This is a genomic window from Enterococcus infantis, from assembly GCF_049166715.1.
In the GTDB taxonomy this organism is placed as follows: domain Bacteria; phylum Bacillota; class Bacilli; order Lactobacillales; family Enterococcaceae; genus Enterococcus_C; species Enterococcus_C leclercqii.
On sequence record NZ_JBMHFB010000004.1, the window covers coordinates 44,313 to 68,007 of the forward strand.

Consider the following 23,695-nt stretch of genomic DNA (forward strand, 5'->3'; position numbering starts at 1 on the left):
CGGGGACTCAACTATTGTCACAGCCCATTAATCAAATGGAATTAGAATATTTTTTTTGAGGGTTTCGGCTTGAGACTATTTCAGTTTGGCAGAAACATCTTCAATCATCTTGGTATAGGCAATTGGTCCGTTGTACAGCCAACTGTGTTCTGGACTGAATTCCCACAGATTTCCATTTTTTACAGCTGGGATATTTTGCCAGATTTGATCGTTAAACATGGCAGCACCGGTATCGGAATTTACTAAAATCAGGTAATCAGCATCGAGTTGCGCTAATTTTTCCAGAGAAACCGCTGACCAATCGGAGGTTGCCGATGCACTGATTTCTTTTGTTAAGTTGGGAACTGAGAAACCAAGCTGGTTGTACAATAAGTCGCCACTAGAACGGTTATCTGCCACCATGAAAGCCGAATTGTTGCTGACCCACAAAACAGCAACTGATTTGCCCTTAATCTTGTCTTGTAATTGACTTTTGGTGTCATCAACCAATGAATCATACGTTTTCAAGACTTCAGTGGCTTTGTCGTCTTTTTGCAAGACGCTCGCGATATCTTTTAGCTTGTCCTGCCAAGTCACATCAGCACCGTTTTTCACGACATAGGTCGGAGCAATCTTGCTGTATTCTTCGTATTTTCCGCCTTCGACAGCGGAGTCATCCCCAATCAAAAGCAGATCTGGTTCGTATTCCAGAACTTTTTCATAAGGAAGGTCATAGTTGATGGTAGGGACATCTTTCAATTTATCTTGCAAATAATTTTGCAAAGAGCCGCCGCCGACTGTCCATTGTGCGACAGGCTTTTCATCAAGTGCCACCAGGTAGTCTTCCAAATAACTACCGATAATTCTTTTGGGTTGTCCGGGGATTGTGACTTCGTGGCCCAAATGGTCTTTTTTAACAAGTTCTTGTTTTGCTTGGGAGTCACTGGTGCTGCTGGCAGCTGTCTTTGATCCGTTTGTCTGGCAGGCAGCCAACAATACGGTTGCGGCTAAAGCAGTGCCGAGTGTAAGTAATTTACGATATGATTTCATAGGATGATCCTTTCTTGTAACTGAGAATGATTATCAATTAATGAGTCTATCAGAAATCCTTGGATTGTCAATCTAATAATTTATTGAAGCCACGCGAATTTCGGTTGACGAAGAGTAGTTTCACGGCGATAATTGATAATGATTATCAATGGATTCGAGGGAATAATATGAGTAGACTTCAAGCCGAGGGAGTATCGGCGGGGTACGATAAAAAAGTAATCCTTCATGATGTGACAGTCGTGATTCCTGAAGGACGGATTGTAGGATTGATTGGGCCCAATGGTAGCGGTAAATCAACATTTTTGAAAGCGTTGGCGCGGATTTTGATCCCAGAGAGCGGGCAGGTCATTTTGGATGAATTGCCACTCGCCAGTTATCCGACAAAAGAAATTGCGCAAAAAATTGCCTTGTTGGCGCAATCCGCAGATGCGAGCATCAGTTTGCCGGTAAAAGAAGTGGTCAGCTATGGTCGGTTTCCTTATGTCAAAGGCTTTCGCCAGTTGAGTAAAGAGGATCATGAGATAGTTGCTTGGGCGCTTGCGGCTACCGGATTGACAGAATTAGCAGAAGTCAACGTCAATTCTTTGTCGGGAGGGCAAAGACAGCGGGTTTGGATTGCAATGGCACTGGCACAAGATACCGATATTTTGATTTTGGATGAGCCCACGACTTATTTAGACCCGGCCCATCAGTTGGAGATTTTGAACTTATTGACAACAATCAATCGCGAGCACGGCAAAACGATTCTTTTATCCATTCACGATTTGAATTTGGCCTCACGATTTTGTGATTATTTATATGGAATGAAGGATGGAGAACTGCTTTTACAAGGTACACCGGCAGAAGTTCTGACCGAGGCAGGATTAGCAGAACTTTTTGCCATCGCTGCAGTCATTAGTCATTTTCCCAATAGCGATAAACCGCTACTTTTGACCTACGACATGATCAAAGGGAAAGCGGGTGATTTCAAATGAAGTTGCGGCGTTTCTCGCTGGTCTTTGTCCTGTTACTTATTTTGCTGTGCTTGACGTTTGGGCTATCGTTATTTTGGGGTGCGGTGAATATTGATTTTGAAACGATTCGCAGGTCGCTGTTCCAATTTGATGCTAGTGATCAACAACAGCAGATCTTACGGAACATTCGTTTGCCCCGCTTGTTGACAGATCTTTTGATTGGCGGCGCATTTGCGGTTGGGGGCTGTTTGATTCAAGGCGTCACTCGCAATCCCTTGGCGGATTCAGGTTTGTTAGGGATCAATGGTGGTGCCTCTTTAGGCCTGGCGTTGAGTTTTGTATTCTTGCCACAAGCACGACCAATGCAAGTAGCTTTATGCTCATTTATTGGCGCTTTTGTGGCGACATTGCTGATTTTTTGCATTACCCAATTTTCTCGAACCGGCCGCAGTGAAGTCGGATTAGTATTAGCTGGTGTGGCTATTAGCAGCTTTTTTCAGGCGCTGAGTCAAGGCATTGGTCTGTTTTTCAATTTGCAGCAAGATTTGGCTTTTTGGTTTATTGGTGGGACGGCTAATGTAACTTGGGGGCAACTGACCGCAGTGGCTCCGATATTGTTATTGACACTGTTGCTGTGCTTCGGATTGACCCGAGAAGTGAATGTGCTGCTTTTGGGTGAAGAAACAGCAGTTAGTCTAGGGCGTAACCCATCATTGATCAGAGGGATTGTCTTGTTTTTGGTGATGATTCTAGTGGGTGCCAGCGTTTCTTTAGTTGGTCCGGTGGGCTTTGTCGGGTTGCTGGTTCCTCACGTCATGCGTCATTTTGTGGGAACCGATCAGCGTTTGCTGTTGCCTTTGTGTTTTTTAGGCGGGGCCTGGTTGGTGCTGATTGCCGATTTGGCAGCTCGCATGGTGAACCCGCCTTTTGAAACGCCCTTTGGCATTCTGTTAGCGGTGATCGGCGTTCCCTTCTTACTATATAAAGTTTGGCAGGTGGCCGACTGATGAAATCAAAAAAGGTATTTCTACTACTGCTTTTATTGGCGGTCTTCATCGGCAGCCTCATGATTGGTCAAAGGATGTTAAGCATGACAGATCTGCTTGCAATTGCTAAAGGGGAAGCAAGTCGAGCTGTGCAGTTGACTTTCTGGAATTTTCGGTTGCCCCGTAGCCTGGTTGCACTTTTTGGCGGAGCGGGGTTGGCATTGAGCGGCTATCTGCTGCAAGGGCTAACAAAAAATCCGCTGGCTGATGCTGGTGTTCTGGGGATTAATGGCGGAGCCGGCTTGTTGGTGATGCTGTATTTGGGCTTTTTTGCCAATGGGTCTGTCTTTTTGCTGCCAGTCACTGCAGCTGTGGGTGGACTACTCTGTGCCGCACTTGTGTATGGGATTGCTTTTTCAGCCGGTCGCTTTGGCTTATCCATGAATAAATTATTGTTGTCAGGAATCGCAGTCAACGCCGGCGTTTCTGCGCTGACCTTATTAGTGACCATCAAACTGTCAAAAGAAAGCTATCAATTTGTGACCGGGTGGCTGGCGGGATCGATTTGGGGAGTTACTTGGCAACATGCACTGCTTTTGATTGTCTGGATTGCTGCTTTGAGTTTGGTGGGCTGGTTCCGACAACCAATCCTCAATTTACTCGCTTTGGGGCGGGAAAGTGCTCTGAGTCTTGGGGTAAAGGTAAATAAAGAACAGTCACTGCTACTTGTGATCGCGGCATTATTAGCTTCTGTCAGCGTAGCTTTTTGTGGGAGTCTAGCCTTTTTAGGTCTGTTGGCTCCGCATATTGCTAAGACGTTGACAGGTCGTCAAGGTACTCAGTCTTATTGGCTGTCAGCTGTCTGTGGCGGTATCATCTTGTTGGTAGCAGACACGTTAGGTCGCTTACTCATGGTTAGTGGCGAAGTGCCGGCGGGAATTTTAATTGCCTTGATTGGTGCTCCTTATTTCTTATATCTGATGCTGAAAAGGAAACTCTGACAAGAAAGACTGTCAGAGTTTGCCATTTTCGGCTTTTTTCGTTACTATTTCTTTTATAGGACAATCACGATAGGAGACAAGATGGATAAAATACAACTTCGGCAAGAAGGCATCAAAAAATTGACGACACTCAGTCAGCAATCGAAGAAAAAGCAGGAAAAAGAAGCAAGAATCGCTGGGCTTCTCTTTGCTTCTCGCAGTTGGCAAGAGGCCAAAACAATCGGATTGGTCCGCTCAACAGCAATTGAATTTGACAATCTTCCTTTGTTCATTCGAGGCTTTGCCGAAAAAAAGCGGTTGGTCGTACCAAAGACTGCTCCCAATCGTCAGTTGGTCTTTCATGAAGTAACTGACGCAAGTAAGTATGTCAAAAGTACTTTTGGTGTGGAGGAACCAGGACACCATGCGCCGATTTTAAAAGAAGCCATCGACTTGTTGCTGGTTCCTGGTGTCATCTTTTCGCCCCAGGGGTATCGTATCGGCTTTGGTGGTGGTTATTATGATCGCTTTTTAGCGGATTTTCCGGGGAAAACCATCAGCTTGGTCTTTAGTGAACAGCTGCGCTCAGATTGGCAGCCTGAGTCCTTTGATCTACCGGTAGACAAACTGATTACCGACACTTATAGAAAAGAGGAACATCATGAATTTTGATTTGAAACGCACCCTCAATCAATGGAAAAACGGCCCATATATTACTTATACCTTGATTGCCATTCAAACAGTGGTCTTTTTACTGGTTTATCTGGCTCCCAGCTTACAATTGCAGCCCAAAGGAGTGATGTACGGTCCTTATGTGGCCTTCTTCCATCAGTATTGGCGCTTTGTCACGCCAATCTTTTTGCACTTTGGTTTGGCGCATTATGCAATTAACTCCCTTGTCTTGTATTTTATCGGTCAGCAGGTGGAAGCACTGTATGGCCACGTTCGCTTTTTAGCCCTGTATCTGTTGAGTGGTATTTTGGGAAATGCCTTCAGCTTTGCGTTTAATACAGCAGGGATTCAGTCAGCTGGCTCCAGTACTGCCATTTTTGGTATCTTCGGTGCCTTTTTGATTCTGGGGATTTATTTTCGTCACAATCCAGCGATTCAAGGGATGGTTCGGCAGTTTGCGCTGTTTGTTTTACTGAGTCTGGTATTTGGTATTTTTGACCAATCCATTGATATCTGGGGGCATGTTGGCGGGATTATTGGTGGTCTGTTATTGGGAAATACGATCGCACTGCCGAAAAATCCCGGAAACTATTCCATCCACACGCGAATCATTACTGGAGTTCTCTATGTGTTTCTTTTCGGAATTTGCCTTATATACGGTTTAAAAAAATACGGAATGCTTGTATAATAGTTAGGTGTGTTGAAAATGGAAAGTCTTTATGATGTACAGCAATTATTGAAAGGTTTCGGGATTATCGTGTATGTGGGAAAGCGAATTTGGGATATTGAATTGATGCAAATCGAACTGCGTAAGTTGTACGATGGGCATCTGGTGGATCATGATACCTACATGACCGCTTGGCATATTCTTAGACGGGAGCACCGCATCGAAGAAAATCGCGAAAATCAACAACTGCCCTAGCTTATTGCTTCAGGAGCAGTAACTGTGATAGGAGAGAAAAACGTGAACATGGACAAAAAAATCATCGGAATCGACCTGGGCGGTACTACTGCCAAATTTGCTATTATGACAGCAGATGGCGAAATCCAACAAAAATGGAGTATCGAAACCAATATTTTGGACGACGGCAGTCATATTGTGCCGGATATTATCGAATCCATTAACCACCATCTGAACTTGTATGGAATGAAGCCGGAAGATTTTATCGGAATCGGTATGGGGACACCAGGCAGTGTTGATATTCAGGCGGGAACGGTTATTGGTGCCTACAATCTGAACTGGACAACACTACAACCGGTAAAAGAGCAGATTGAAACCGGTACCGGAATCAAATTTGCAATCGACAATGATGCTAATGTTGCGGCATTGGGCGAGCGTTGGAAAGGTGCCGGGGAGAACAATCCTGATGTGGTCTTCATGACACTTGGCACTGGTGTTGGCGGCGGTATTATCGCAGCAGGCAATCTGCTCCATGGTGTTGCTGGCTGTGCGGGTGAAATCGGGCATGTGACGGTAGATCCTGAAGGGTTTATGTGTACTTGCGGCAAACGGGGGTGTCTGGAAACAGTTTCCAGTGCGACTGGGGTTGTGCGAGTAGCCCGAACAATGGCCGAAGAATATGCCGGCGATTCTGATTTGAAAAAACAATTGGATGACGGGCAAGACATCTCATCTAAAGACGTGTTTGAAGCAGCTCAAGCAGACGATCCTTTTGCTTTGATGGTAGTGGATAAAGTTTGCTTCTACTTGGGACTGGCTTGTGGCAACCTGGGAAATACCCTGAATCCAGATAGCATCGTGATCGGCGGTGGGGTATCAGCAGCCGGTGAGTTTTTGCGCAGTCGCGTAGAAAACTACTTCCGTGAATTCACTTTCCCGCAAGTGACCAACTCTACGAAAATTAAACTGGCACAATTAGGTAATGAGGCCGGCGTGATTGGTGCCGGATCATTGGCATTGCAGATCGCAGAATAATACTATGAAGCTACAACCTGTATCTGGTTTTCCAGCGAAGGTTTGTAAAGAAAGGTTTGGAACATATGAAACTGTTTTTAGCACTGAGTGGATTTGGCATGCTCAACATCATTTTAGGACTTGTTGTTTTGGCAATTGCTATCCACGAATTGTATATTTTTATTCAAGGCCGTCGTTCAGCAACGCAACTGACAGAAGAAGAGTTCAAAGAAGGCATGCGTAAAGCGCAAGTAGTAGACATTCGGGAACGGGAAGACTTCAATGCGGGGCACATTTTAGGCGCCCGCAATATCGCTTTTTCCACACTGGCTAATTCTTACGGCAGTTTCCGTAAAGATCAGCCAATCTACTTGTATGAACGTAAAAAATCCTTGGCTGTTCGGGCGGCAATCAAGCTGAAAAAACAAGGGTTTAAAGATATCTATATTTTGAAGACCGGCTACCAAGAGTGGAGCGGGAAAACAAAAAGCAAATAACATAAATGTTAATGACAGTCTGGGATCTGAAACTTAAGCATCCTGGGCTGTCTTTTCTTTTGCCGGTAAAATGACCAGGTGCTACACTTTGATTGGAGGTGGTTTTAATGGTTCAGTTGAAAAGAGTATATGAAGCGCCATCAGAAACTGATGGCTATCGAGTATTAGTCGACCGTGTTTGGCCCCGAGGGGAAAAGAAAGTTGACGCAAAATTGAATGAATGGCTAAGAGACATCAGTCCCAGCAAAGAATTGCGGCAGTGGTTCAATCATGAGGATGAAAAATACCCCGAGTTCAAGAAAAAGTATGAGGAGGAGCTTAAATCAGGTCCACAGGCGGAAGCTTTTGAAAAACTGAAGGCAATCGTAAAAGACCACAAGACAGTCACGCTTTTATATGGAGCGAAAAATGAAGTGCATAATCAGGCAGTTGTTTTGAAAGAATTATTGGAAAGCTAATCAAAAGAGGGCTTGCAGTAAATTTCATGAGACAAAAATAGTTGTAGCTGAGTGCAAAAAAAGCTGTCGCAATTGTAAAGAAAGGGGCTTTGGCAGCAATCACTTGCCTAGGGGAAGCTGGTCAGCACTTCAACCTAGTTAGAAAATAGTTGTGATTATTGCCGCTTATGAAAGGTTTACCAATGAAAAAACGGCGAACTTCCGATCAATTAATGGAAGTTCGCCGTCTTTTTTGGCTTACGTTGGTAGTATTCGATTTGCAGAGCAGTGACAAGAAGATTGTCTAAGCCCTGTTTTAGGAATAACTATTATTAGCGGGCGATACGTTTGCGGGCCGCTTTTTTGCGGTTTTCTTCGATCATCGCTTCTTTTTCATCGATGGGATCGATGATTTGCTTTTTGACTGCTACAGCAAAACCAGCTACAGCAGCAGCAGTAGCGACTGTGCCCACTAACAAGCCAGATACAAATTTTTTCATCATCCTTCACCTCAAATGTAATAGATTTTATAGTTCTATTATGAAGGAAGCCCCAATAAATGAAAAGGAATAACTCTTATAGATCAATCTACGTGAAAAAATGAGCAACGATTTAAGTATTTCTCAAGAAACTGCAAAGTGCTACTTGAAAAGATTTAGTAAATATTTTATAATAAATTTACTAAATTAAAAAGCAGAGGTGCACAGCATGGATAAAGATCTTCGTGGTATTTTTAAAGAAAAATTTGGGACAGAAGCAGCAGGAGAATACTTCGCGCCGGGACGCATCAATTTGATTGGTGAGCATACCGATTATAACGGTGGCCATGTTTTTCCAGCATCAATCACTATTGGGACATTCGGTTTGGCTAGAAAACGCGAAGATGATCGGGTACGGCTGTATTCTGAAAATTTCCCCGGTAAAGGTGTGATTGAGTTTTCGGTCAATGATCTGGAATTTCGTAAAGAGGATGATTGGACCAACTACCCTAAAGGGATGATTAAATTTCTAAAAGCGGATGGTTATACAATCGACAGTGGTTTGGATATGATTTTTTACGGAACAATTCCAAATGGCGCCGGGTTATCATCTTCAGCTTCCATCGAGTTGCTGACAGGGGTAGTTCTGAATGATCTGTTTGATCTGAAGGTAAAAATGATCGACCTAGTAGAAATCGGTAAGCGGGTAGAAAACAAATTCATCGGCGTTAATTCAGGCATCATGGATCAGTTTGCTATCGGAATGGGCAAAAAGGATCACGCCATTTTATTGGACACCAATACTCTGGAATATGAATTGGTGCCGGCCGAGTTTGGTGAATATGTCGTGGCAATCATGAACACCAACAAGCGTCGGGAACTGGCAGATTCAAAATACAATGAACGCCGCTCGGAATGTGAAAAAGCACTGAGCTTGTTGCAAACGAAGCTTGATATCAAGTCACTGGGAGAATTGGATGGGGCAACTTTCTTTGCTAACACAGAGTTGATTGAAGACGAAACGCTGATTAAGCGCGCCAAACATGCTGTTTTGGAAAACGAACGGACAATGAGAGCGAAAGAAGCACTGGTGGCCGGTGATTTGGCAACCTTTGGGCAACTGTTAAATGCCTCCCACGCCTCTTTGAAAGACGATTACGAAGTGACTGGAATTGAATTGGATACATTAGTTGCCGCAGCGCAAGCACAAGAGGGTGTCTTAGGAGCTCGCATGACCGGTGCCGGGTTTGGCGGCTGCGCGATTGCATTGGTGAAGGACAGTGAATGGGACAATTTTGTAAATAACGTTAAACAAGCCTATGTTGATAAAATCGGGTATGGTACAGATATTTATAAAGCATCAATTGATGACGGGGCCCGCAAATTGAATTAATGGGGTATAATCTATGACGAGCAGGTTTCAGTTAAATAAGCTGAAAATCACTTGAGGAGGAAAGTAAATGTCAATTTTAGTATTGGGGGGAGCCGGTTATATTGGTTCTCATGCAGTGGATCAACTAATCAATAAAGGGTATGAAGTTGTCGTGGTGGATAGCTTGTTTACTGGTCACCGGGCTGCCGTTCACCCAGCAGCCAAATTTTACGAAGGGGACATTCGCGACAAAGCATTTTTGTCAGGGGTCTTTGAAAGAGAAGCAATCGAAGGTGTGATGCATTTTGCCGCCTTTTCACTTGTGGGAGAATCTGTTGAAAAGCCATTAAAATACTTTAACAATAACGTATACGGGATGCAGGTCTTATTGGAAGTGATGCAAGAACACGATGTGAAACACATTGTCTTTTCTTCAACTGCTGCAACGTATGGCGAACCAGAAGTTGTACCAATCTCAGAAGAAATGCCTACTAATCCGAAAAACCCTTACGGCGAAAGCAAACTGATCATGGAAAAAATGATGAAGTGGTGTGATGATGCTTATGGGATGAAATACGTTGCTTTGCGTTACTTTAATGTTGCCGGAGCCAAAGCCGATGCATCTATTGGTGAAGACCATGATCCGGAAACTCATCTGGTACCCATCATTTTGCAAGTGGCGCTGGGACAACGGGGGGCACTGAAGATTTTTGGGGACGACTATGCGACACCAGACGGTACTTGTGTGCGGGATTATGTGCAAGTAGAAGATCTGATTGCGGCACATATCTTGGCTTTGGAGTATTTGAAAGCGGGCAATGATTCGAATGTTTTCAATCTGGGATCAAACAATGGCTATTCCGTAAAAGAAATGTTGGAAGCAGCTCGAGAAGTAACTGGCAAAGAAATTCCGGCTGAAATTGCACCGCGTCGGGCGGGAGATCCGGCAAAATTGGTAGCAGCCAGCGAAAAAGCTAAAACAGTTTTAGGCTGGCAACCAGCTTACACGGATGTCAAAGAGATTATCCGCACCGCTTGGAATTGGCATGTGAGCCATCCAAAAGGGTATGACGATAAAAAATAAGCTGGTAAATCAGCTCTGAATTTTTGACAGCGGGCCGGTGGCTGATCGTGGAAGTCTCACAAGGTCACCGGTCTATTTTGTCAATTGAAAAAAGTTGTCTTCAAAAGACAGCTGATTAGGAGAAAACAGCACCTCGCTGTTTTGAAGGGAGAAACAAAAATGACTCTCAGTCAGACGATTTTTGATTTTACTACGCTGGCTATTAAAGCTGGCGGTTGGATGGACATGGACCGCATCTATTTGCAAAACCGGATCTTAGGAATGATTGGGGAAGATGCACTGGGAGAATATGAAATCAAGATGCCAGAGCGGACCTCTATCCAGTTGATGGATGAGCTGGTGGCCAAAGCCAAAGCAAACGGTGTAATCGGAGCTACTTTGGCTGAACAAGAAATCTTTGAAGCACAACTAATGGACTTGATGACACCGCCGCCTTCTGTGGTCAATGCGTTATTTGCCCAGCAGTACTCCAAAGATCCCCAAGCGGCGACTGATTATTTCTTTGAATTATGTAAAAATAATGACTATATCAAGACGCGGGCAATCGCCAAAAACATCGTCTTTTTTGCGGAGACTGAGTACGGCAAGCTAGAGATTACCATCAACCTTTCCAAACCGGAAAAAGATCCCAAAGAAATCGCGGCTCAACGCAATGCAGTAGCTGTGGATTATCCAAAATGTATGTTGTGCATGGAAAATGAAGGGTATAAAGGACGGATGAATTATCCAGCCCGTACCAATCATCGAATTATCCGTATGAATTTAGATGGTGAGGGATGGGGGTTTCAATATTCACCTTATGCTTATTACAATGAGCACTGTATCGTTTTACGGGATGAACACGTACCGATGAAAATCTCTCGCAAAACTTTCGAACGCCTGTTGAAAGTCATTGAAGTGTTGCCTCACTATTTTGTCGGCTCCAATGCTGATCTGCCAATCGTTGGCGGCTCAATTTTGAGTCATGACCACTACCAAGGCGGCCGCCACACCTTTGCGATGGCAGGAGCTAAAATCGAAAAAAGCTTTACGCTGCCTGCTTATCCAAAGGTTAACGCCGGTATCGTCAAATGGCCCATGTCGGTGATTCGTTTGCAATCAGACAGCCAAGATCAACTGGTGGCTTGTGCCGATTTTATCCTGAAAAAATGGCAAGGCTATTCCGACGAGTCGGTTTCAGTCCGAGCTGTTTCTGAAGATGGCACTTTGCACCATACCATCACACCGATTGCCCGACGAAATGGCGATCAGTTTGAAATTGATTTGGTCTTGCGGGATAACAATGTTTCAGAAAAATTTCCAGACGGTATTTTCCATCCGCATCCGGAAGTCCAACACATTAAAAAGGAAAACATTGGTTTGATTGAGGTGATGGGGCTGGCAGTTTTGCCGCCACGACTAGCAACGGAGCTCAAAGAAGTAGCCAACTATCTTTTAGATCAACCAAATGAAATTGCACCTATGCATATTCCATGGGCTGATGAAATGAAGAGCAACTACTCTTTGACAGCTGAAAATGTAGAAGCTATTGTACAAAAAGAAGTCGGATTGGTTTTTGCGAAAGTTTTGGAGCATGCCGGTGTATTCAAGCGTGATGAAGCCGGACAAGCCGCCTTCCAACGATTTATTGACACATTGAAAGACTAAAGATATAGAAGTGATTTTTCTGGAACTTTTTGAGCCAGACTGTCATTTTGTGAGTAATATGTCACCTGCAATTTAGAAGCAAGGAGGAATGACCCATGGCCACCATCAAGGATATCGCTGAAAAAGCCGGGGTATCACCGGCGACTGTTTCCCGGGTATTGAACTATGATCCGGAATTGTCGGTGGGTCAAGAGACAAAAAAACGAATTTTTGAGGTAGCCGAGGCGCTCAATTATACAAAGCATAAGAATAAGCAAAAAAGTGAAAATCAACTCTTTCGTCTGATCCAATGGTATGATTCCGAGGAAGAGTTGGCTGACTTGTATTATTTGGCTATTCGCCTAGGAATTGAACAGAAGGCAGAAGAATTGAAGGTTCGCTTGATCAAAGAGAACCTGGATGAGCTTTCCGAAGACAAGGCAGATGGCATCATTGCGTTGGGAAAATTTGATGCCAAACAGGTGAAGCGGCTGCAAAAATTAAACGAGCCACTGCTATTCGTCGATTTTGACGGCATGCTTTATGGACAGGACTCCCTTGTGGTGGACTTTCAGCAAGCAGTGGATCTTGTGATTGATCATTTTATCAAGACCGGTCACGAGAAAATCGGCATCTTGTCGGGAATTGAGTATACAAAAGAAAGCCGCAACGAGATTGCTGATCCCCGCAAGCAGTTTTTCCAACAGCGGTTGACCCGTTTGCGCATGTTTCAACCTGAATTTATGATTGCCGGTGAATTTACTGTAAATGGCGGTTACCAAGGAATGAAACACTTTGTGGAAACGGCCCACGAGCTGCCTACCGCCTTGTTTGCTTCCAGTGATGCATTGGCAGTCGGTGCCTTACGAGCCATCCAAGAAGCCGGGTTAAAGGTTCCGGAAGATATTTCCGTGATTGGTTTTAATGATGTCTCCGTCGCGAAATATATTTCGCCAGCCCTTTCGACTGTCCATGTACCAACGGAGTGGATGGGAGAATTGGCATTGGCTACCATGGTGGATGTTGCTCGTGAGAAAGCTCCAGTGCCTAGAAAGATCACCATAGGTACGCAATTGGTCTTGCGCGACTCTGCAAAATAAGTAGCTTGAAGCTGAAGCGTAAAAACTAACATACAAAAATGATCCGATGATAGGCACCTGCTGCAATCACTTCTTGATGAGTTGGTTGAGAAGAACACAGGGATTATCTTCGGATATTTTGTATTGGATTAAGGTCGAATGGCGGCTCTTTTAAATTGTGTTACAATATGCTAAAATATATCGTTTGTAAGCGTGAGTGAAAAAAGATTGTTTTTCAAACGTGGAGACGGTTGTTTCAGTAAGAAGGATGGACGAAAATGAAAGTATTGGCCTTTGATACCTCAAATCAGACGTTGACGGTAGCGTTGACGGAAGACAATAGAATCGTGAACGAGTTAATCACCACAAATAATAAAAACCATAGCGTCACATTGATGCCCGCTATTGAACAATTGATGATAGAAGCTGGTTGGCAGCCGGCGGACTTGGATCGGATTGTGACGGCTCAAGGACCTGGTTCTTATACCGGGTTGCGAATTGGGGTGACGACAGCAAAAACTTTGGCATATACCTTGAGAAAAGAGTTAGTAGGTATTTCCAGTCTGGCAGTGATCGCAGCCAACGCTCGGCACAAAACAGGGTTATTGGTGCCACTGTTTGATGCCCGCCGCCAAAATGTCTATGCCGGTGTCTATCGTTGGCAAAACCATGAGTTGGTAAATGTGGTGCCGGATCGACATCTGCCAGTAGCGCAGCTTGCAGATGAACTCTCTTCAGAAAAAGAAGTGCTGTTTTTAGGCGCCGATACGGTGAAATTTTTGGATGTACTTAGAGAAGCTGCACCAAATGCGGCTGTCAACGACTTTTCTCAATGGGATTTTCCCCGTGGCAGTATTTTGGCAGAACTGGGAAGTAAAGCCGCGCCCATTGAAGATATCGACAGCTTTTTGCCCGCTTATCTAAAACGGGTAGAGGCGGAGGAAAAATGGTTGACCACTCATTCTCCGGGGGACGAGAATTATGTTGAAAAGATTTAAGGCGCTCACTTCCATTTGGCGGCAAAAAAGAGTACCGCAATATGAGCGTCAAGTCGTCACTATCGGAAATCGGCATTACCTGTTGCGGGAGCTGACAGACGAGGACATCAAGTCACTGATTTTATTGCAAAAAAAAGTCTATGCGGGAACCTTACCGTGGAGTCGTTCTGCTTTTTTATCCGAGTTTGTTTCCCCGCTGCGACATTTGTACCTTTGTGCAATGTATGAAGATGAAATCATCGCTTTTAGCGGCTGCCGCATCCAAGGAACTGACGGTCATATCACCAATGTGGCGGTGTTACCTGACTACCAAGGACAAGGAATTGGCAGTCGGCTGCTGACGGAGATGGAAGAGTTTTCGGCAGCAAGTGGTTGTGAGACCATGTCTTTGGAAGTGCGTCTTAGCAATCGGGATGCGCAGCGATTGTATCGGAAGCTGGGATTTGTTTCCCGTGCAATCAAAAAAGGCTACTATGACGAGTCCAACGAAGATGCATTGGATATGGTGAAATTTCTCAATGACTAATAAAATAATGATTGAATTATTGGATAAGACGGATGCTTCTGTGGCTGATAAGCTATTTCAATTGGCCACTGCTGCCTATCCAGCCGGCAGCCCGTGGTCTATTCAACAATTTGAAGATGACCTGAAAAATCCCCGAACGTTGTACTTCATAGCGAAAGCAGGGCAGAAAACCATCGCTTTCGTCAGCTGTCATCATCTGTTTGACGAAGGGGAAATCACAAATCTGGCGGTACTTCCAGCATATCGCGGACACCAGTTGGGCCAACGACTTTTGGAAACTTTATTTGCGAAGCTGGTGCAGGAAGAAGCGGTTTTGACTGTTTTTTTAGAAGTTCGGAGTAGTAATAGTCATGCCCAACGTCTCTATCGCAGCCAGCATTTTGAAGTGATAGGCAAACGAAAACAATACTACCAACACCCCTTTGAAGATGCGTTGATTATGCGCAAGCTTTTGTCGGTGGAAAAGAAAGAGTGAAACCTTTGGAAGAGTTGAAACCAACAGAATTGATTTTGGCAATCGAATCAAGTTGTGATGAAACTAGTGTGGCCGTCATCAAAGACGGCTGCGAGATTTTAAGTAATATCGTTGCTTCTCAGATCAAGAGTCACCAGCGCTTTGGTGGTGTGGTTCCTGAAGTAGCAAGTCGCCATCATGTGGAGCAAATCACGATCTGTTTAGAAGACGCCTTATCTGAAGCCCAAGTAACGCCAGCAGATTTGACAGCTGTGGCAGTGACATATGGCCCCGGTTTAGTGGGTTCGCTATTGATTGGTATCTCTGCGGCCAAAGCCTTTGCTTGGGCTCATGGGCTGCCTTTGATTCCGGTGAATCATATGGCAGGACACATCTATGCCGCCCGTTTTGTGGCGCCCCTTGAATTTCCTTTGATGGCTTTGTTAGTTAGCGGAGGACACACGGAACTTGTTTACATGGCAGAAGACGGCTCTTTTGAAATCATCGGCGAGACACGAGACGATGCCGCGGGTGAAGCCTATGATAAAGTAGGGCGTGTTTTGGGTCTGCCTTATCCTAGTGGCAAAGAAATTGATCGCTTAGCTCATACCGGACAAGATGCTTACGGATTTCCTCGGGCCATGCTTCACGAGGATAACTTCGATTTTAGCTTCAGTGGCTTGAAAAGTGCGTTTATCAATTTGGTTCACAATGGAGAACAACGGGGAGAAACATTTGACAAAGCTGATTTAGCGGCGAGTTTCCAGGCAAGTGTTTGCGAAGTGTTGATTGAAAAGACCATTCGCGCTTGTAAAGAATATCCCGTCAAACAACTGATTGTGGCCGGCGGTGTCGCGGCAAATCAAGGTTTGCGGGAGGGCTTGGCGCAAAAAACGGCAGTTGAATTGCCGGAGCTGCAGCTTTTGATTCCCCCACTGCGTTTATGTGGGGACAACGCTGCGATGATTGGGGCAGCAGCGCATATTGAGTTGCAAAAAGGACATTTTGCTGACCTTGCGCTAAATGCCAATCCCAGTCTTAGTTTTCAAGCTGTCTAACTAAAAAGCGCTTTGCTCCACCAAATCTGGTGAGCAGAGCGCTTTTTTTGTGTTTTCTCTGTGACAGAGGATTGTCAGCTGTGAGTGATGGTGTACGTAGCTTGATGGGTACTGGAAAGCGGCAAAGTCAAAATCATCGTGAAGGTTCCTTCTGAGCTTTTTGCCTGCAGTGTTCCATGATGGCTTTCCACGAGCTCTTTAGCAATAGGCAGGCCCAGCCCGGTACCACCAGATTGGGTTCCCCGGGCGCTATCGCCACGATAAAAAGGTTCAAAGATTCGCGCCAATTTATCTTCTGGTATTGTTGCTCCTTGATTTTCCAATGTCAGGAGGCCTTGGTTGTTTTTTTGTGTCAAATGTAAGTTTAAAGAAGTACCGGGATCTGCATAGTTGATGGCATTTTTGATGAGATTGTCCAACACTCTTTCGAATTTTTCGGTATCAATGTCTACCCAAATGTCGCTAGCCAGCTCTTGTTCCCAGGAAAGATTCTTTTCTGACATCAGCGGCAAAAATTCATAACTGAGCTGTTGAAGCATGACAGATAACTCTGTGGGGTGCGTCGTTAAACTGACTGAGGCCAAATTGAAGCGGGTGATCTCAAAAAACTCATTGATCAGATTTTCTAAGCGATAAGCTTTGTCCAAGGTTATGCCAGTGTATTTTCCACGAATTTCGGGTGGGAGTTCTGGGCTTTCCTCCAGCAAAGTCAGGTAGCCGATAATGCTAGTCAAAGGCGTTCTGAGATCATGTGCGAGATAGACGATCAAGTCGTTTTTTTTCTGCTCGGCATCATGGGCTGCTTGTTGATGAAGCAGGCTTCTGACCCGCAGGCGGTTCATCTCCACGGCAAAGTCGGCCAAATCATCAGACAGCTCAATCTCTTTTTCCGGCTCTTGGACCAGCTGTTTGGCTGCTGCTAGTGTTTCGTTCAAATAATTGGCAGCTCTGCGAATAAAAAGAAAGGTGCCACTTACCCAAATGACAACTGCGACCAATGCTAAGATGGGTACCAGCATACGATTGACAAAGTTGAGCAAAGGATATAGCGGATCAGAGTAATACCAGGTTCGTGAACTCAAAACCATCTTCAAAATCAGTGGAAAAATAATGAAGATGAGGATCATGCCACCGGTTAGTAGTAGGTAGCGGCGCATCAGTTTGCCCGCCAAACGGCTCTTATTTTTCAATGGTATAGCCCACCCCCCAGACGGTTTTGATAAATTTGGGATTTCGTGGTGGCTCATGGAGCTTTTCTCTTAGTCGAGCGATATGGGCCATCACGGTATTGTTATTGTCCAGGTATTTTTCGCCCCAGACGGTTTCAAAGAGTGTTTCAGAGGAAACGACTTTACCGGCATGACTGCAGAGATACCAAAGAATTTTGAATTCCAATGGTGTCAGTTTAATCTCTTTTCCGTAAAGCGCGACTTTATGGCTGCTTTTTGAAACGAATAGTCCGTTGTAATCATATTCGTCTAATTGCTGTAAATTCAATACGGCAGCTCCTTGATTATAAGTTTGGTAGCGGCGCAGTTGCGTCTTGACTCTGGCCACCACTTCTAGAGGATTGAAGGGCTTGGTGATATAATCGTCTGCCCCCAGGGAAAGTCCCGTAATCTTATCTAGGTCCTCACTTTTAGCAGTCAGCATCAGGACTGGAAAAAAAGCAGTCTCTCGGATCTTTCGCAACAATGAAAAACCGTCAATGTCTGGAAGCATGACGTCCAACAGTGCCAGGGAAGGTGGGGCTTGATCCAAATGACTCAATGCTTCTTTACCGGTATAAGCGACTTGAACACGATAGCCTTCATTTTCTAAAAATGCCGCCAACATATCAGCAATTTCTTTTTCGTCATCAACAATCAGAATCTCAGTCATGGGGAGGAGCTCCTTTTATACCAGTAATTTATTCTTAGTATAAGGTAAGGAGAGTAAGCTGTCATCTTTTCCACAGTGCCCAATAATTGATGCCTTCTTCAATAAAAGTCTCACTGTCGTAGGTTTCACGATAATGTTGTTTTGTAGGACTGTCATTGGGGTCGTAGACTTTGAGGCGCCCTTGACTGTCGGTAGCCAAGACCATGATGTGTCCTACTGTAGTAAAAGTTCCTGGTTTCACGGAGACAATCACTGGTATGCCGTTGTTCATAAACTCCTTGGCGCGATTGAAGTGGTTTCCGAGATTTTCAAATTGAAGATTGTTGGCAGCTGCAAAGTCGGAAAAAATCTGCCACGAGGTTCCTTGCCCTTTGACGTAATAGGTGTTTTTGGCCCAAGAAAGAACATCAGTAGGAGTAGTCGTGTGTTGTTTCCAGTAAGAATTAATCATAGCTAACGACGCCAAAGCACAACCATTATGAGCCAAGTCGTTTTTTGAGCTTTCCAGACCGTAAGTGACTTCCCCCCAGCGTTCGTCTGTTTGTAACAGCAAAGGCAAATCTCCGTTTTTTTTATCTTTGTTCAGAAACTGTTTGGCTTTTTGACTGAAGCTCTCAGGTAAAATTTGGACTCCTGGGCTGCTGGAAAAATCCCAAGGGAGTCTGAAAGGCAGTTGATAGCCACGTCCTATTAAGCTGTAGCCAATAATTAGTAGTAAGGTTCCTGTCAGAAACAATGAAAGACGCCTCTTGAGGACATTTTTTTGCCGCCTATTACTTTTTTGTGTCAAAGAACGTCTGACAGAAATTGTTTTATTGTGTGTCATAATCGATTCCTCCAATAGCGACTGTTTGTTGATTGCTTATAGGATCTAAACGATGTACTTCAAAGCAATGCAGTCATTTTGTAGGTTCAGCATATCGTGAGTGGCAGTTTCAAGTATCACTTCTTTCTGATGAAGTTCTTACGATTTTATGACATTTCAAATAAGCGCTGGAGGCTGTTCTTTTTTTGTATGGACTTGTTATGTTTTGGATAGCTTTTGAACAGACAGTCAGGGATCGCTAACAGTAAATTGCTAAACTGGCAAATCTTTTTTATAGACGGTGAAGAGGTGCTGCATGAAGAAAAATAGCAAAGTAAGTTATAATTGAGAAAGACAAAAGGAGGTCGGTTAGGAAATTACGGCGGCTTCTTGACAAAAAACGTGTGGCGGGAGGCTGGAAAAGTGAGTACCATTGAAGTATTTTCCGAGATTGGTAAATTGAAAAAAGTCTTGTTGAAACGTCCGGGACAAGAAGTTGAGAATTTGACTCCTGACAGCATGGAAGAGTTGCTGTTTGATGATATTCCATTTTTGAAGATGATTCAAAGAGAGCACGATGTTTTTGCTGATTTGCTACGATCACAGGAAATTGAGGTTTGCTATTTGGAAAAGATGGCAGCAGAAGCGATTGCTGCCGGCGGGGTCAAAGTTCCCTTTGTCGTTGATTTTTTAAATGAGTCAAAAATTCAATCGCCTTTTTTGAGGCAAGAGCTTTTTGAATATTTGATGGCCCTTGATACCCAAGCGCTGGTGGAAAAGCTGATGGCAGGTGTTCGTACCAATGAAATCAAGGTGAGCGGCAGATCGCTACTGGACTTTTCTCGAGACGACGGTAAACCTTTTTATCTGATGCCAATGCCCAGCCTCTATTTTACTAGGGACTCATTGGCTTGTGTCGGACGGGGCTTGTTGATCAACCCCCTTGCTTTTGAAGCCCGTAAGCGAGAATCACTTTTTGTAGAATACATCTATCGACATCATCCAGATTTTGCCAAAGAAGAAACTCCTATCTGGCTGGATCGGGACTATGATGCCCCGATTGAGGGTGGAGATGTTTTAGTATTGAGTAACGAGGTGTTGGCAGTAGGCATCAGCCAACGAACTAGTGCCAAAGCAATTGAGCAGCTGGCACGTAATATTTTGGGTAAATCAGGCGGCTTTCAGAAGATCCTGGCAATTAAAATACCTAAAGAGCGGGCGATGATGCATTTGGATACGGTTTTTACCATGGTAGACAAAGACAAGTTTACGATTCATCCAATGATCCTCTCAGCAGAAGGCATGCTGGATATTTATGTGATTGAAGCAGCAGCTGAAAACTTGAAAATCACAGCCCAGCGGGATTTGCAGCAAGTGCTGAAAAAACTGTTGGGACTTAGCGAGCTGATTTTGATTCCTACCGGTGGCGGTGATGCCATTGCCGCACCGAGAGAGCAGTGGAATGATGGCTCCAACACGTTAGCGATTGCACCGGGAAAAGTGGTTACTTATGATCGCAACTACGTTTCCAATGAATTGCTGAGAGAAGCTGGAATTACGGTATTTGAGATCCCTTCTGGCGAGCTGTCTCGAGGCAGAGGCGGTCCCCGATGCATGAGTCAACCTTTTTGGCGGGAAAGTCTTTGAACTTTCCCGTTTTTATGATACACTGAACAAAATGAATAATTATACATTTTGGAGGTTGATCGAAGATGGAATATTCAGTGTTTCAAGGGAAGAGTTTTTTGAAGGAAAAGGATTTTACGAAAGAAGAGCTGCTGTATTTGATCGACTTTTCCGCGCATTTAAAGCAATTGAAAAAATCCGGAATCTCGCATAAATATCTGGAGGGAAAAAATATCGCGTTGCTGTTTGAAAAGACCTCTACTCGGACTAGAGCCGCTTTTACTGTGGCCGCCAATGATCTGGGAGCACATCCGGAATTTCTCGGGGCCAATGATATTCAGCTGGGGAAAAAAGAGTCTGTAGCAGATACGGCTAAAGTATTGGGAAGCATGTTTGACGGAATCGAGTATCGCGGGTTCAGTCAAACTGCGGTGGAGGACTTGGCGACCTTTTCCGGTGTGCCAGTATGGAATGGACTAACAGACGAATGGCATCCAACCCAGATGTTGGCTGATTTTTTGACGATTAAAGAGCATTTTGGCAAGCTGGAGGGCTTGACTCTGGTGTATGCCGGCGATGGTCGAAACAATGTCGCCAATTCATTATTAGTGACCGGTGCGCTGTTAGGAGTTAACGTGCATATCGTGGCACCGGAATCCCTGTTTCCAAAAGAGGAGGTCGTGGCTTTGGCGCAAAAATATGCCAATATATCTGGCGCTCAGCTGTTGGTTACCACTGATGTTTCAAAAGGAGTCAAAGGGGCAGATGTGCTGTATACGGATGTCTGGGTTTCCATGGGAGAAGAAGAGAAATTTTCTGAACGAGTGGAACTTTTACTGCCCTATCAAGTCAATAGGAAGATGGTTGCTGCTACAGGCAATGAAGAAGTCATCTTTTTACATTGTTTACCGGCATTTCATGACACCAAAACTCAATATGCAAAAAACATTGCGGCCTCTTTTGGTGTTACGGAAATGGAAGTGACAGATGAGGTATTCAACGCGCCTTTTGCCAAGCAATTTCAACAAGCTGAAAACCGGATGCATACCATCAAAGCTGTGATGGCAGCCACACTGGGCAATCTGTTTATTCCTAAAGTTTGAAGCAAAGTGGGGTAGCCCTGCATTTGCTGACAAAAGCATGGCTGATTTTTTAACTAGTCAACGGGCTGCATTTTTGCTATACTTGTCTCAGTTTAATACGAAACGTTGAGCAAGAAAGTAGCGCTGCAGTCTGATTAAAGCGAATCCGGGGAGGTGGAAGCCGGGTATTTGTCGCATCGTGAAACGCACTTGTGAGTTTTCTGCACTGGCAGACGGCAGCCTACCGTTAGAGGTGAGGTGGTCCGATAAGTTCGGACAAGAAGAGTGGTACCGCGGGAATTCTCGTCTCTGATGTGTAGACATCAGGGACGTTTTTTGTTTGCCCAATTACTGCTTGTGCCAGCTTATTTCTCAGGTGTAGTAAACCGTCAGTCAATCGTAAAAAGGAGAAGATGACATGAATAACAAAGAAATCGTAGCAAAAGCTGTCTTTGATGTGGTGAAAGACGACCTTCCATTGGAGCAAGTCCAAGCACTCTTAGAAAACCCTAAGTCGGCAGATCACGGGGACGTCGCATTTCCGGCATTTGCCTTGGCAAAAGCTTATCGCAAAGCACCTCAACAAATTGCCGCGGAATTGGCAGAAAAAATCGAACCCGATGCCTTTGAAAAAATCGAAGTTGTAGGACCGTATTTGAACTTTTTCATGAGTAAAAGTAGTGTGTCTGAAACTGTTTTGAAGCAAGTCATTACTGAAAAAAATCATTACGGAGATGCTTCTGTAGGTATGGACCAGACTGTCCCAATCGACATGTCTTCACCAAATATTGCGAAACCTATCTCAATGGGACACTTGCGCTCTACAGTAATTGGCAATGCTATCGGATTTATCTTGGAAAAAATCGGTTACCGCCCAATTCGAATCAACCATTTAGGCGATTGGGGAACACAGTTTGGTAAGCTGATTGTGGCCTATAAAAAATGGGGTTCAGAATCAGCAGTCAAAGCACAGCCGATTCAAGAACTGTTGCGCTTATATGTCGACTTTCATGAAAAAGCGGAAACAGAACCCGCATTGGAAGATGAAGCAAGGGCGTGGTTTAAAAAGCTGGAAGATGGCGATGAAGAGGCTATTTCTTTGTGGCAATGGTTCCGTGATGAATCCATGAAAGAATTCAATAAGATTTATGATTTGTTGGATGTCAAATTCGACTCCATGAATGGGGAAGCTTTTTACAACGACAAAATGGCAGAAATCGTGGAAATGCTGGAAGAAAAGCACCTGTTAAAAGAAGACCAGGGGGCTGAAATTGTGGACTTGTCCGCCTATGATTTGAATCCAGCTTTGATTCGCAAATCCGATGGTGCCACACTTTATATCACCCGGGATCTGGCTGCGGCACTTTACCGCAAACGGACATACGATTTTGCCAAATCCGTCTATGTCGTGGGGAATGAACAAAGCTATCACTTTAAACAGTTAAAAGCAGTCTTGAAAGAAATGGGCTTTGACTGGGCAGATGAAATCTATCACGTCGCTTTTGGGCTGATCACAAAAGACGGCAAAAAGCTATCCACTCGTAAAGGGAAGATCGTCTTGTTGGAAGAAGTATTAATGGAGGCCACTGCTTTGGCAAAAGGCCAGATTGCTGAAAAGAATCCAACGCTGGAAAATCAAGATGAAGTCGCTAAACAAGTCGGCGTGGGAGCAGTCATTTTCCATGACTTGAAAAACGATCGGATGAACAACTTTGATTTCAATTTGGAAGAAGTCGTGCGCTTTGAAGGCGAGACGGGTCCTTATGTTCAATACACTCATGCACGGGGGATGAGCATTCTTGCCAAAGCTGATTTCACACCAGATGCCTCAGTAGTTTACAGCTTGTCGGATGAAAATAGCTGGGAAGTTATCAAGCTTTTGCAACAATACCCGGACACAGTTTTGAATGCGGCTGAAAAATATGAACCGTCTGTGATTGCTAAACATGCGATCAAATTGGCCCAAGTCTTCAACAAGTTTTATGCCAATGTTAAAGTATTGGCAGACGATGATCAAAAAGACGCACGTCTGGCACTGGTTTACGCGGTGACTGTAGTTCTTAAAGAAGACCTGCGCATACTGGGACTTGCTGCGCCAGATAAGATGTAGTCTTTCATTCAAAGAAAGATTGTTGGACAAAGATTGCGGTGCCCCT

General features: G+C 44.5%; 25 protein-coding genes and 1 other annotated feature. Of the genes, 20 read left to right on the plus strand and 5 right to left on the minus strand.

Annotated elements, in window-relative coordinates:
- Nucleotides 1-75: 75 nt before the first annotated feature.
- The gene (locus ACOMA8_RS05625) at nt 76-1,029 is read right to left on the minus strand and encodes an ABC transporter substrate-binding protein (RefSeq protein WP_421369231.1); all 954 of its coding nucleotides are present in this window, start codon (nt 1,027-1,029) and stop codon (nt 76-78) included.
- 167 nt (nt 1,030-1,196) lie between these two features.
- On the opposite strand from ACOMA8_RS05625, the gene ACOMA8_RS05630 reads away from it, so the two are divergent.
- The 9 genes from ACOMA8_RS05630 (at nt 1,197) to ACOMA8_RS05670 (ending at nt 7,490) form a co-directional block, all read left to right on the plus strand.
- Nucleotides 1,197-2,003 (plus strand): ABC transporter ATP-binding protein, encoded by an 807-nt coding sequence (locus ACOMA8_RS05630; RefSeq protein WP_421369233.1) that lies wholly within the window; start codon nt 1,197-1,199, stop codon nt 2,001-2,003.
- On the plus strand, nt 2,000-2,989 hold the full coding sequence (locus ACOMA8_RS05635) for a FecCD family ABC transporter permease (RefSeq protein WP_161900513.1): 990 nt from the start codon (nt 2,000-2,002) through the stop codon (nt 2,987-2,989). The genes ACOMA8_RS05630 and ACOMA8_RS05635 overlap by 4 nt, the downstream gene beginning before the upstream one ends.
- A complete protein-coding gene (locus ACOMA8_RS05640) occupies nt 2,989-3,969 on the plus strand; it encodes a FecCD family ABC transporter permease (protein WP_421369235.1) in 981 nt (326 codons plus the stop codon). The genes ACOMA8_RS05635 and ACOMA8_RS05640 overlap by 1 nt, the downstream gene beginning before the upstream one ends.
- A gap of 81 nt (nt 3,970-4,050) precedes the next feature.
- Nucleotides 4,051-4,620 carry a 5-formyltetrahydrofolate cyclo-ligase gene (locus ACOMA8_RS05645; protein WP_161900515.1) on the plus strand — a complete coding sequence of 190 codons (570 nt, stop codon included), beginning with the start codon at nt 4,051-4,053 and terminating at the stop codon, nt 4,618-4,620.
- Nucleotides 4,610-5,308 (plus strand): rhomboid family intramembrane serine protease, encoded by a 699-nt coding sequence (locus tag ACOMA8_RS05650; RefSeq protein ID WP_421369237.1) that lies wholly within the window; start codon nt 4,610-4,612, stop codon nt 5,306-5,308. The genes ACOMA8_RS05645 and ACOMA8_RS05650 overlap by 11 nt, the downstream gene beginning before the upstream one ends.
- Nucleotides 5,309-5,326: 18 nt before the next feature.
- Nucleotides 5,327-5,542: a YqgQ family protein gene (locus ACOMA8_RS05655; protein ID WP_161900517.1), complete on the plus strand. Its 216-nt coding sequence runs from the start codon at nt 5,327-5,329 to the stop codon at nt 5,540-5,542.
- Between the two features lie 48 nt (nt 5,543-5,590).
- Nucleotides 5,591-6,556 (plus strand): ROK family glucokinase, encoded by a 966-nt coding sequence (locus ACOMA8_RS05660; protein WP_421369508.1) that lies wholly within the window; start codon nt 5,591-5,593, stop codon nt 6,554-6,556.
- Nucleotides 6,557-6,621: 65 nt separating this feature from the next.
- The gene (locus tag ACOMA8_RS05665) at nt 6,622-7,032 is read left to right on the plus strand and encodes a rhodanese-like domain-containing protein (protein ID WP_161900518.1); all 411 of its coding nucleotides are present in this window, start codon (nt 6,622-6,624) and stop codon (nt 7,030-7,032) included.
- A 107-nt stretch (nt 7,033-7,139) separates the two neighbouring features.
- Nucleotides 7,140-7,490 carry a DUF488 domain-containing protein gene (locus ACOMA8_RS05670; RefSeq protein ID WP_421369240.1) on the plus strand — a complete coding sequence of 117 codons (351 nt, stop codon included), beginning with the start codon at nt 7,140-7,142 and terminating at the stop codon, nt 7,488-7,490.
- 311 nt (nt 7,491-7,801) lie between these two features.
- Here the strand turns inward: ACOMA8_RS05670 and ACOMA8_RS05675 are convergent, their stop codons facing one another.
- A complete protein-coding gene (locus tag ACOMA8_RS05675; protein WP_161900563.1) occupies nt 7,802-7,969 on the minus strand; it encodes a DUF3042 family protein in 168 nt (55 codons plus the stop codon).
- Between the two features lie 208 nt (nt 7,970-8,177).
- Here ACOMA8_RS05675 and ACOMA8_RS05680 point away from each other — a divergent pair, with 208 nt between their 5' ends.
- From ACOMA8_RS05680 to tsaD, 8 genes are all read left to right on the plus strand, one after another.
- Nucleotides 8,178-9,341, plus strand: coding sequence for a galactokinase (locus tag ACOMA8_RS05680; protein WP_421369242.1), 1,164 nt, complete (start codon nt 8,178-8,180; stop codon nt 9,339-9,341).
- Between the two features lie 67 nt (nt 9,342-9,408).
- Entirely contained in the window at nt 9,409-10,404 is a 996-nt protein-coding gene (gene galE / locus ACOMA8_RS05685) for a UDP-glucose 4-epimerase GalE (protein WP_161900521.1), read from the plus strand.
- Nucleotides 10,405-10,563: 159 nt separating this feature from the next.
- Entirely contained in the window at nt 10,564-12,051 is a 1,488-nt protein-coding gene (gene galT, locus ACOMA8_RS05690; protein WP_421369244.1) for a UDP-glucose--hexose-1-phosphate uridylyltransferase, read from the plus strand.
- Between the two features lie 95 nt (nt 12,052-12,146).
- Entirely contained in the window at nt 12,147-13,130 is a 984-nt protein-coding gene (locus ACOMA8_RS05695) for a LacI family DNA-binding transcriptional regulator (protein ID WP_421369246.1), read from the plus strand.
- Between the two features lie 257 nt (nt 13,131-13,387).
- Nucleotides 13,388-14,107, plus strand: a complete 720-nt coding sequence (tsaB, locus tag ACOMA8_RS05700) for a tRNA (adenosine(37)-N6)-threonylcarbamoyltransferase complex dimerization subunit type 1 TsaB (protein ID WP_421369248.1) — start codon at nt 13,388-13,390, stop codon at nt 14,105-14,107.
- Entirely contained in the window at nt 14,091-14,633 is a 543-nt protein-coding gene (gene rimI / locus ACOMA8_RS05705) for a ribosomal protein S18-alanine N-acetyltransferase (protein WP_421369250.1), read from the plus strand. Before tsaB ends, rimI (ACOMA8_RS05705) begins: the two co-directional genes overlap by 17 nt.
- Complete coding sequence (gene rimI, locus ACOMA8_RS05710) at nt 14,626-15,108, plus strand: ribosomal protein S18-alanine N-acetyltransferase (protein ID WP_161900526.1); 483 nt, start codon at nt 14,626-14,628, stop codon at nt 15,106-15,108. The genes rimI (ACOMA8_RS05705) and rimI (ACOMA8_RS05710) overlap by 8 nt, the downstream gene beginning before the upstream one ends.
- A 14-nt stretch (nt 15,109-15,122) precedes the next feature.
- A complete protein-coding gene (tsaD, locus tag ACOMA8_RS05715; RefSeq protein ID WP_421369510.1) occupies nt 15,123-16,145 on the plus strand; it encodes a tRNA (adenosine(37)-N6)-threonylcarbamoyltransferase complex transferase subunit TsaD in 1,023 nt (340 codons plus the stop codon).
- A 74-nt stretch (nt 16,146-16,219) separates the two neighbouring features.
- On the opposite strand, the gene ACOMA8_RS05720 is transcribed toward tsaD, so the two are convergent.
- From ACOMA8_RS05720 to ACOMA8_RS05730, 3 genes are all read right to left on the minus strand, one after another.
- Nucleotides 16,220-17,335, minus strand: coding sequence for a sensor histidine kinase (locus ACOMA8_RS05720; protein ID WP_421369252.1), 1,116 nt, complete (start codon nt 17,333-17,335; stop codon nt 16,220-16,222).
- Complete coding sequence (gene vanR / locus ACOMA8_RS05725; RefSeq protein WP_421369254.1) at nt 17,325-18,026, minus strand: VanR-ABDEGLN family response regulator transcription factor; 702 nt, start codon at nt 18,024-18,026, stop codon at nt 17,325-17,327. Before vanR ends, ACOMA8_RS05720 begins: the two co-directional genes overlap by 11 nt.
- 61 nt (nt 18,027-18,087) lie before the next feature.
- Nucleotides 18,088-18,762, minus strand: a complete 675-nt coding sequence (locus ACOMA8_RS05730; RefSeq protein ID WP_421369256.1) for a C39 family peptidase — start codon at nt 18,760-18,762, stop codon at nt 18,088-18,090.
- Between the two features lie 492 nt (nt 18,763-19,254).
- On the opposite strand from ACOMA8_RS05730, the gene arcA reads away from it, so the two are divergent.
- The 3 genes from arcA (at nt 19,255) to argS (ending at nt 23,649) form a co-directional block, all read left to right on the plus strand.
- Complete coding sequence (arcA, locus tag ACOMA8_RS05735) at nt 19,255-20,478, plus strand: arginine deiminase (protein WP_421369258.1); 1,224 nt, start codon at nt 19,255-19,257, stop codon at nt 20,476-20,478.
- Nucleotides 20,479-20,543: 65 nt separating this feature from the next.
- Complete coding sequence (argF, locus tag ACOMA8_RS05740) at nt 20,544-21,560, plus strand: ornithine carbamoyltransferase (RefSeq protein ID WP_421369260.1); 1,017 nt, start codon at nt 20,544-20,546, stop codon at nt 21,558-21,560.
- A 96-nt stretch (nt 21,561-21,656) separates the two neighbouring features.
- Nucleotides 21,657-21,853, plus strand: a binding site (T-box leader).
- Between the two features lie 104 nt (nt 21,854-21,957).
- Complete coding sequence (argS, locus tag ACOMA8_RS05745) at nt 21,958-23,649, plus strand: arginine--tRNA ligase (protein ID WP_421369262.1); 1,692 nt, start codon at nt 21,958-21,960, stop codon at nt 23,647-23,649.
- The last annotated feature ends 46 nt before the right edge of the window (nt 23,650-23,695 follow it).

Coding starts and splice junctions, on each gene's coding strand:
- ACOMA8_RS05695 (WP_421369246.1), top strand. CDS start 12,147: ATGGCCACCATCAAGGATATCGCTGAAAAAGCCGGGGTATCACCGGCG.
- vanR (WP_421369254.1), bottom strand. CDS start 18,026: ATGACTGAGATTCTGATTGTTGATGACGAAAAAGAAATTGCTGATATG.
- galE (WP_161900521.1), top strand. CDS start 9,409: ATGTCAATTTTAGTATTGGGGGGAGCCGGTTATATTGGTTCTCATGCA.
- argF (WP_421369260.1), top strand. CDS start 20,544: ATGGAATATTCAGTGTTTCAAGGGAAGAGTTTTTTGAAGGAAAAGGAT.
- galT (WP_421369244.1), top strand. CDS start 10,564: ATGACTCTCAGTCAGACGATTTTTGATTTTACTACGCTGGCTATTAAA.
- ACOMA8_RS05630 (WP_421369233.1), top strand. CDS start 1,197: ATGAGTAGACTTCAAGCCGAGGGAGTATCGGCGGGGTACGATAAAAAA.
- ACOMA8_RS05675 (WP_161900563.1), bottom strand. CDS start 7,969: ATGAAAAAATTTGTATCTGGCTTGTTAGTGGGCACAGTCGCTACTGCT.
- ACOMA8_RS05665 (WP_161900518.1), top strand. CDS start 6,622: ATGAAACTGTTTTTAGCACTGAGTGGATTTGGCATGCTCAACATCATT.
- ACOMA8_RS05640 (WP_421369235.1), top strand. CDS start 2,989: ATGAAATCAAAAAAGGTATTTCTACTACTGCTTTTATTGGCGGTCTTC.
- ACOMA8_RS05625 (WP_421369231.1), bottom strand. CDS start 1,029: ATGAAATCATATCGTAAATTACTTACACTCGGCACTGCTTTAGCCGCA.
- ACOMA8_RS05670 (WP_421369240.1), top strand. CDS start 7,140: ATGGTTCAGTTGAAAAGAGTATATGAAGCGCCATCAGAAACTGATGGC.
- ACOMA8_RS05655 (WP_161900517.1), top strand. CDS start 5,327: ATGGAAAGTCTTTATGATGTACAGCAATTATTGAAAGGTTTCGGGATT.
- argS (WP_421369262.1), top strand. CDS start 21,958: ATGAATAACAAAGAAATCGTAGCAAAAGCTGTCTTTGATGTGGTGAAA.
- ACOMA8_RS05635 (WP_161900513.1), top strand. CDS start 2,000: ATGAAGTTGCGGCGTTTCTCGCTGGTCTTTGTCCTGTTACTTATTTTG.
- ACOMA8_RS05660 (WP_421369508.1), top strand. CDS start 5,591: ATGGACAAAAAAATCATCGGAATCGACCTGGGCGGTACTACTGCCAAA.
- rimI (WP_161900526.1), top strand. CDS start 14,626: ATGACTAATAAAATAATGATTGAATTATTGGATAAGACGGATGCTTCT.
- rimI (WP_421369250.1), top strand. CDS start 14,091: ATGTTGAAAAGATTTAAGGCGCTCACTTCCATTTGGCGGCAAAAAAGA.
- ACOMA8_RS05680 (WP_421369242.1), top strand. CDS start 8,178: ATGGATAAAGATCTTCGTGGTATTTTTAAAGAAAAATTTGGGACAGAA.
- tsaB (WP_421369248.1), top strand. CDS start 13,388: ATGAAAGTATTGGCCTTTGATACCTCAAATCAGACGTTGACGGTAGCG.
- ACOMA8_RS05645 (WP_161900515.1), top strand. CDS start 4,051: ATGGATAAAATACAACTTCGGCAAGAAGGCATCAAAAAATTGACGACA.
- ACOMA8_RS05650 (WP_421369237.1), top strand. CDS start 4,610: ATGAATTTTGATTTGAAACGCACCCTCAATCAATGGAAAAACGGCCCA.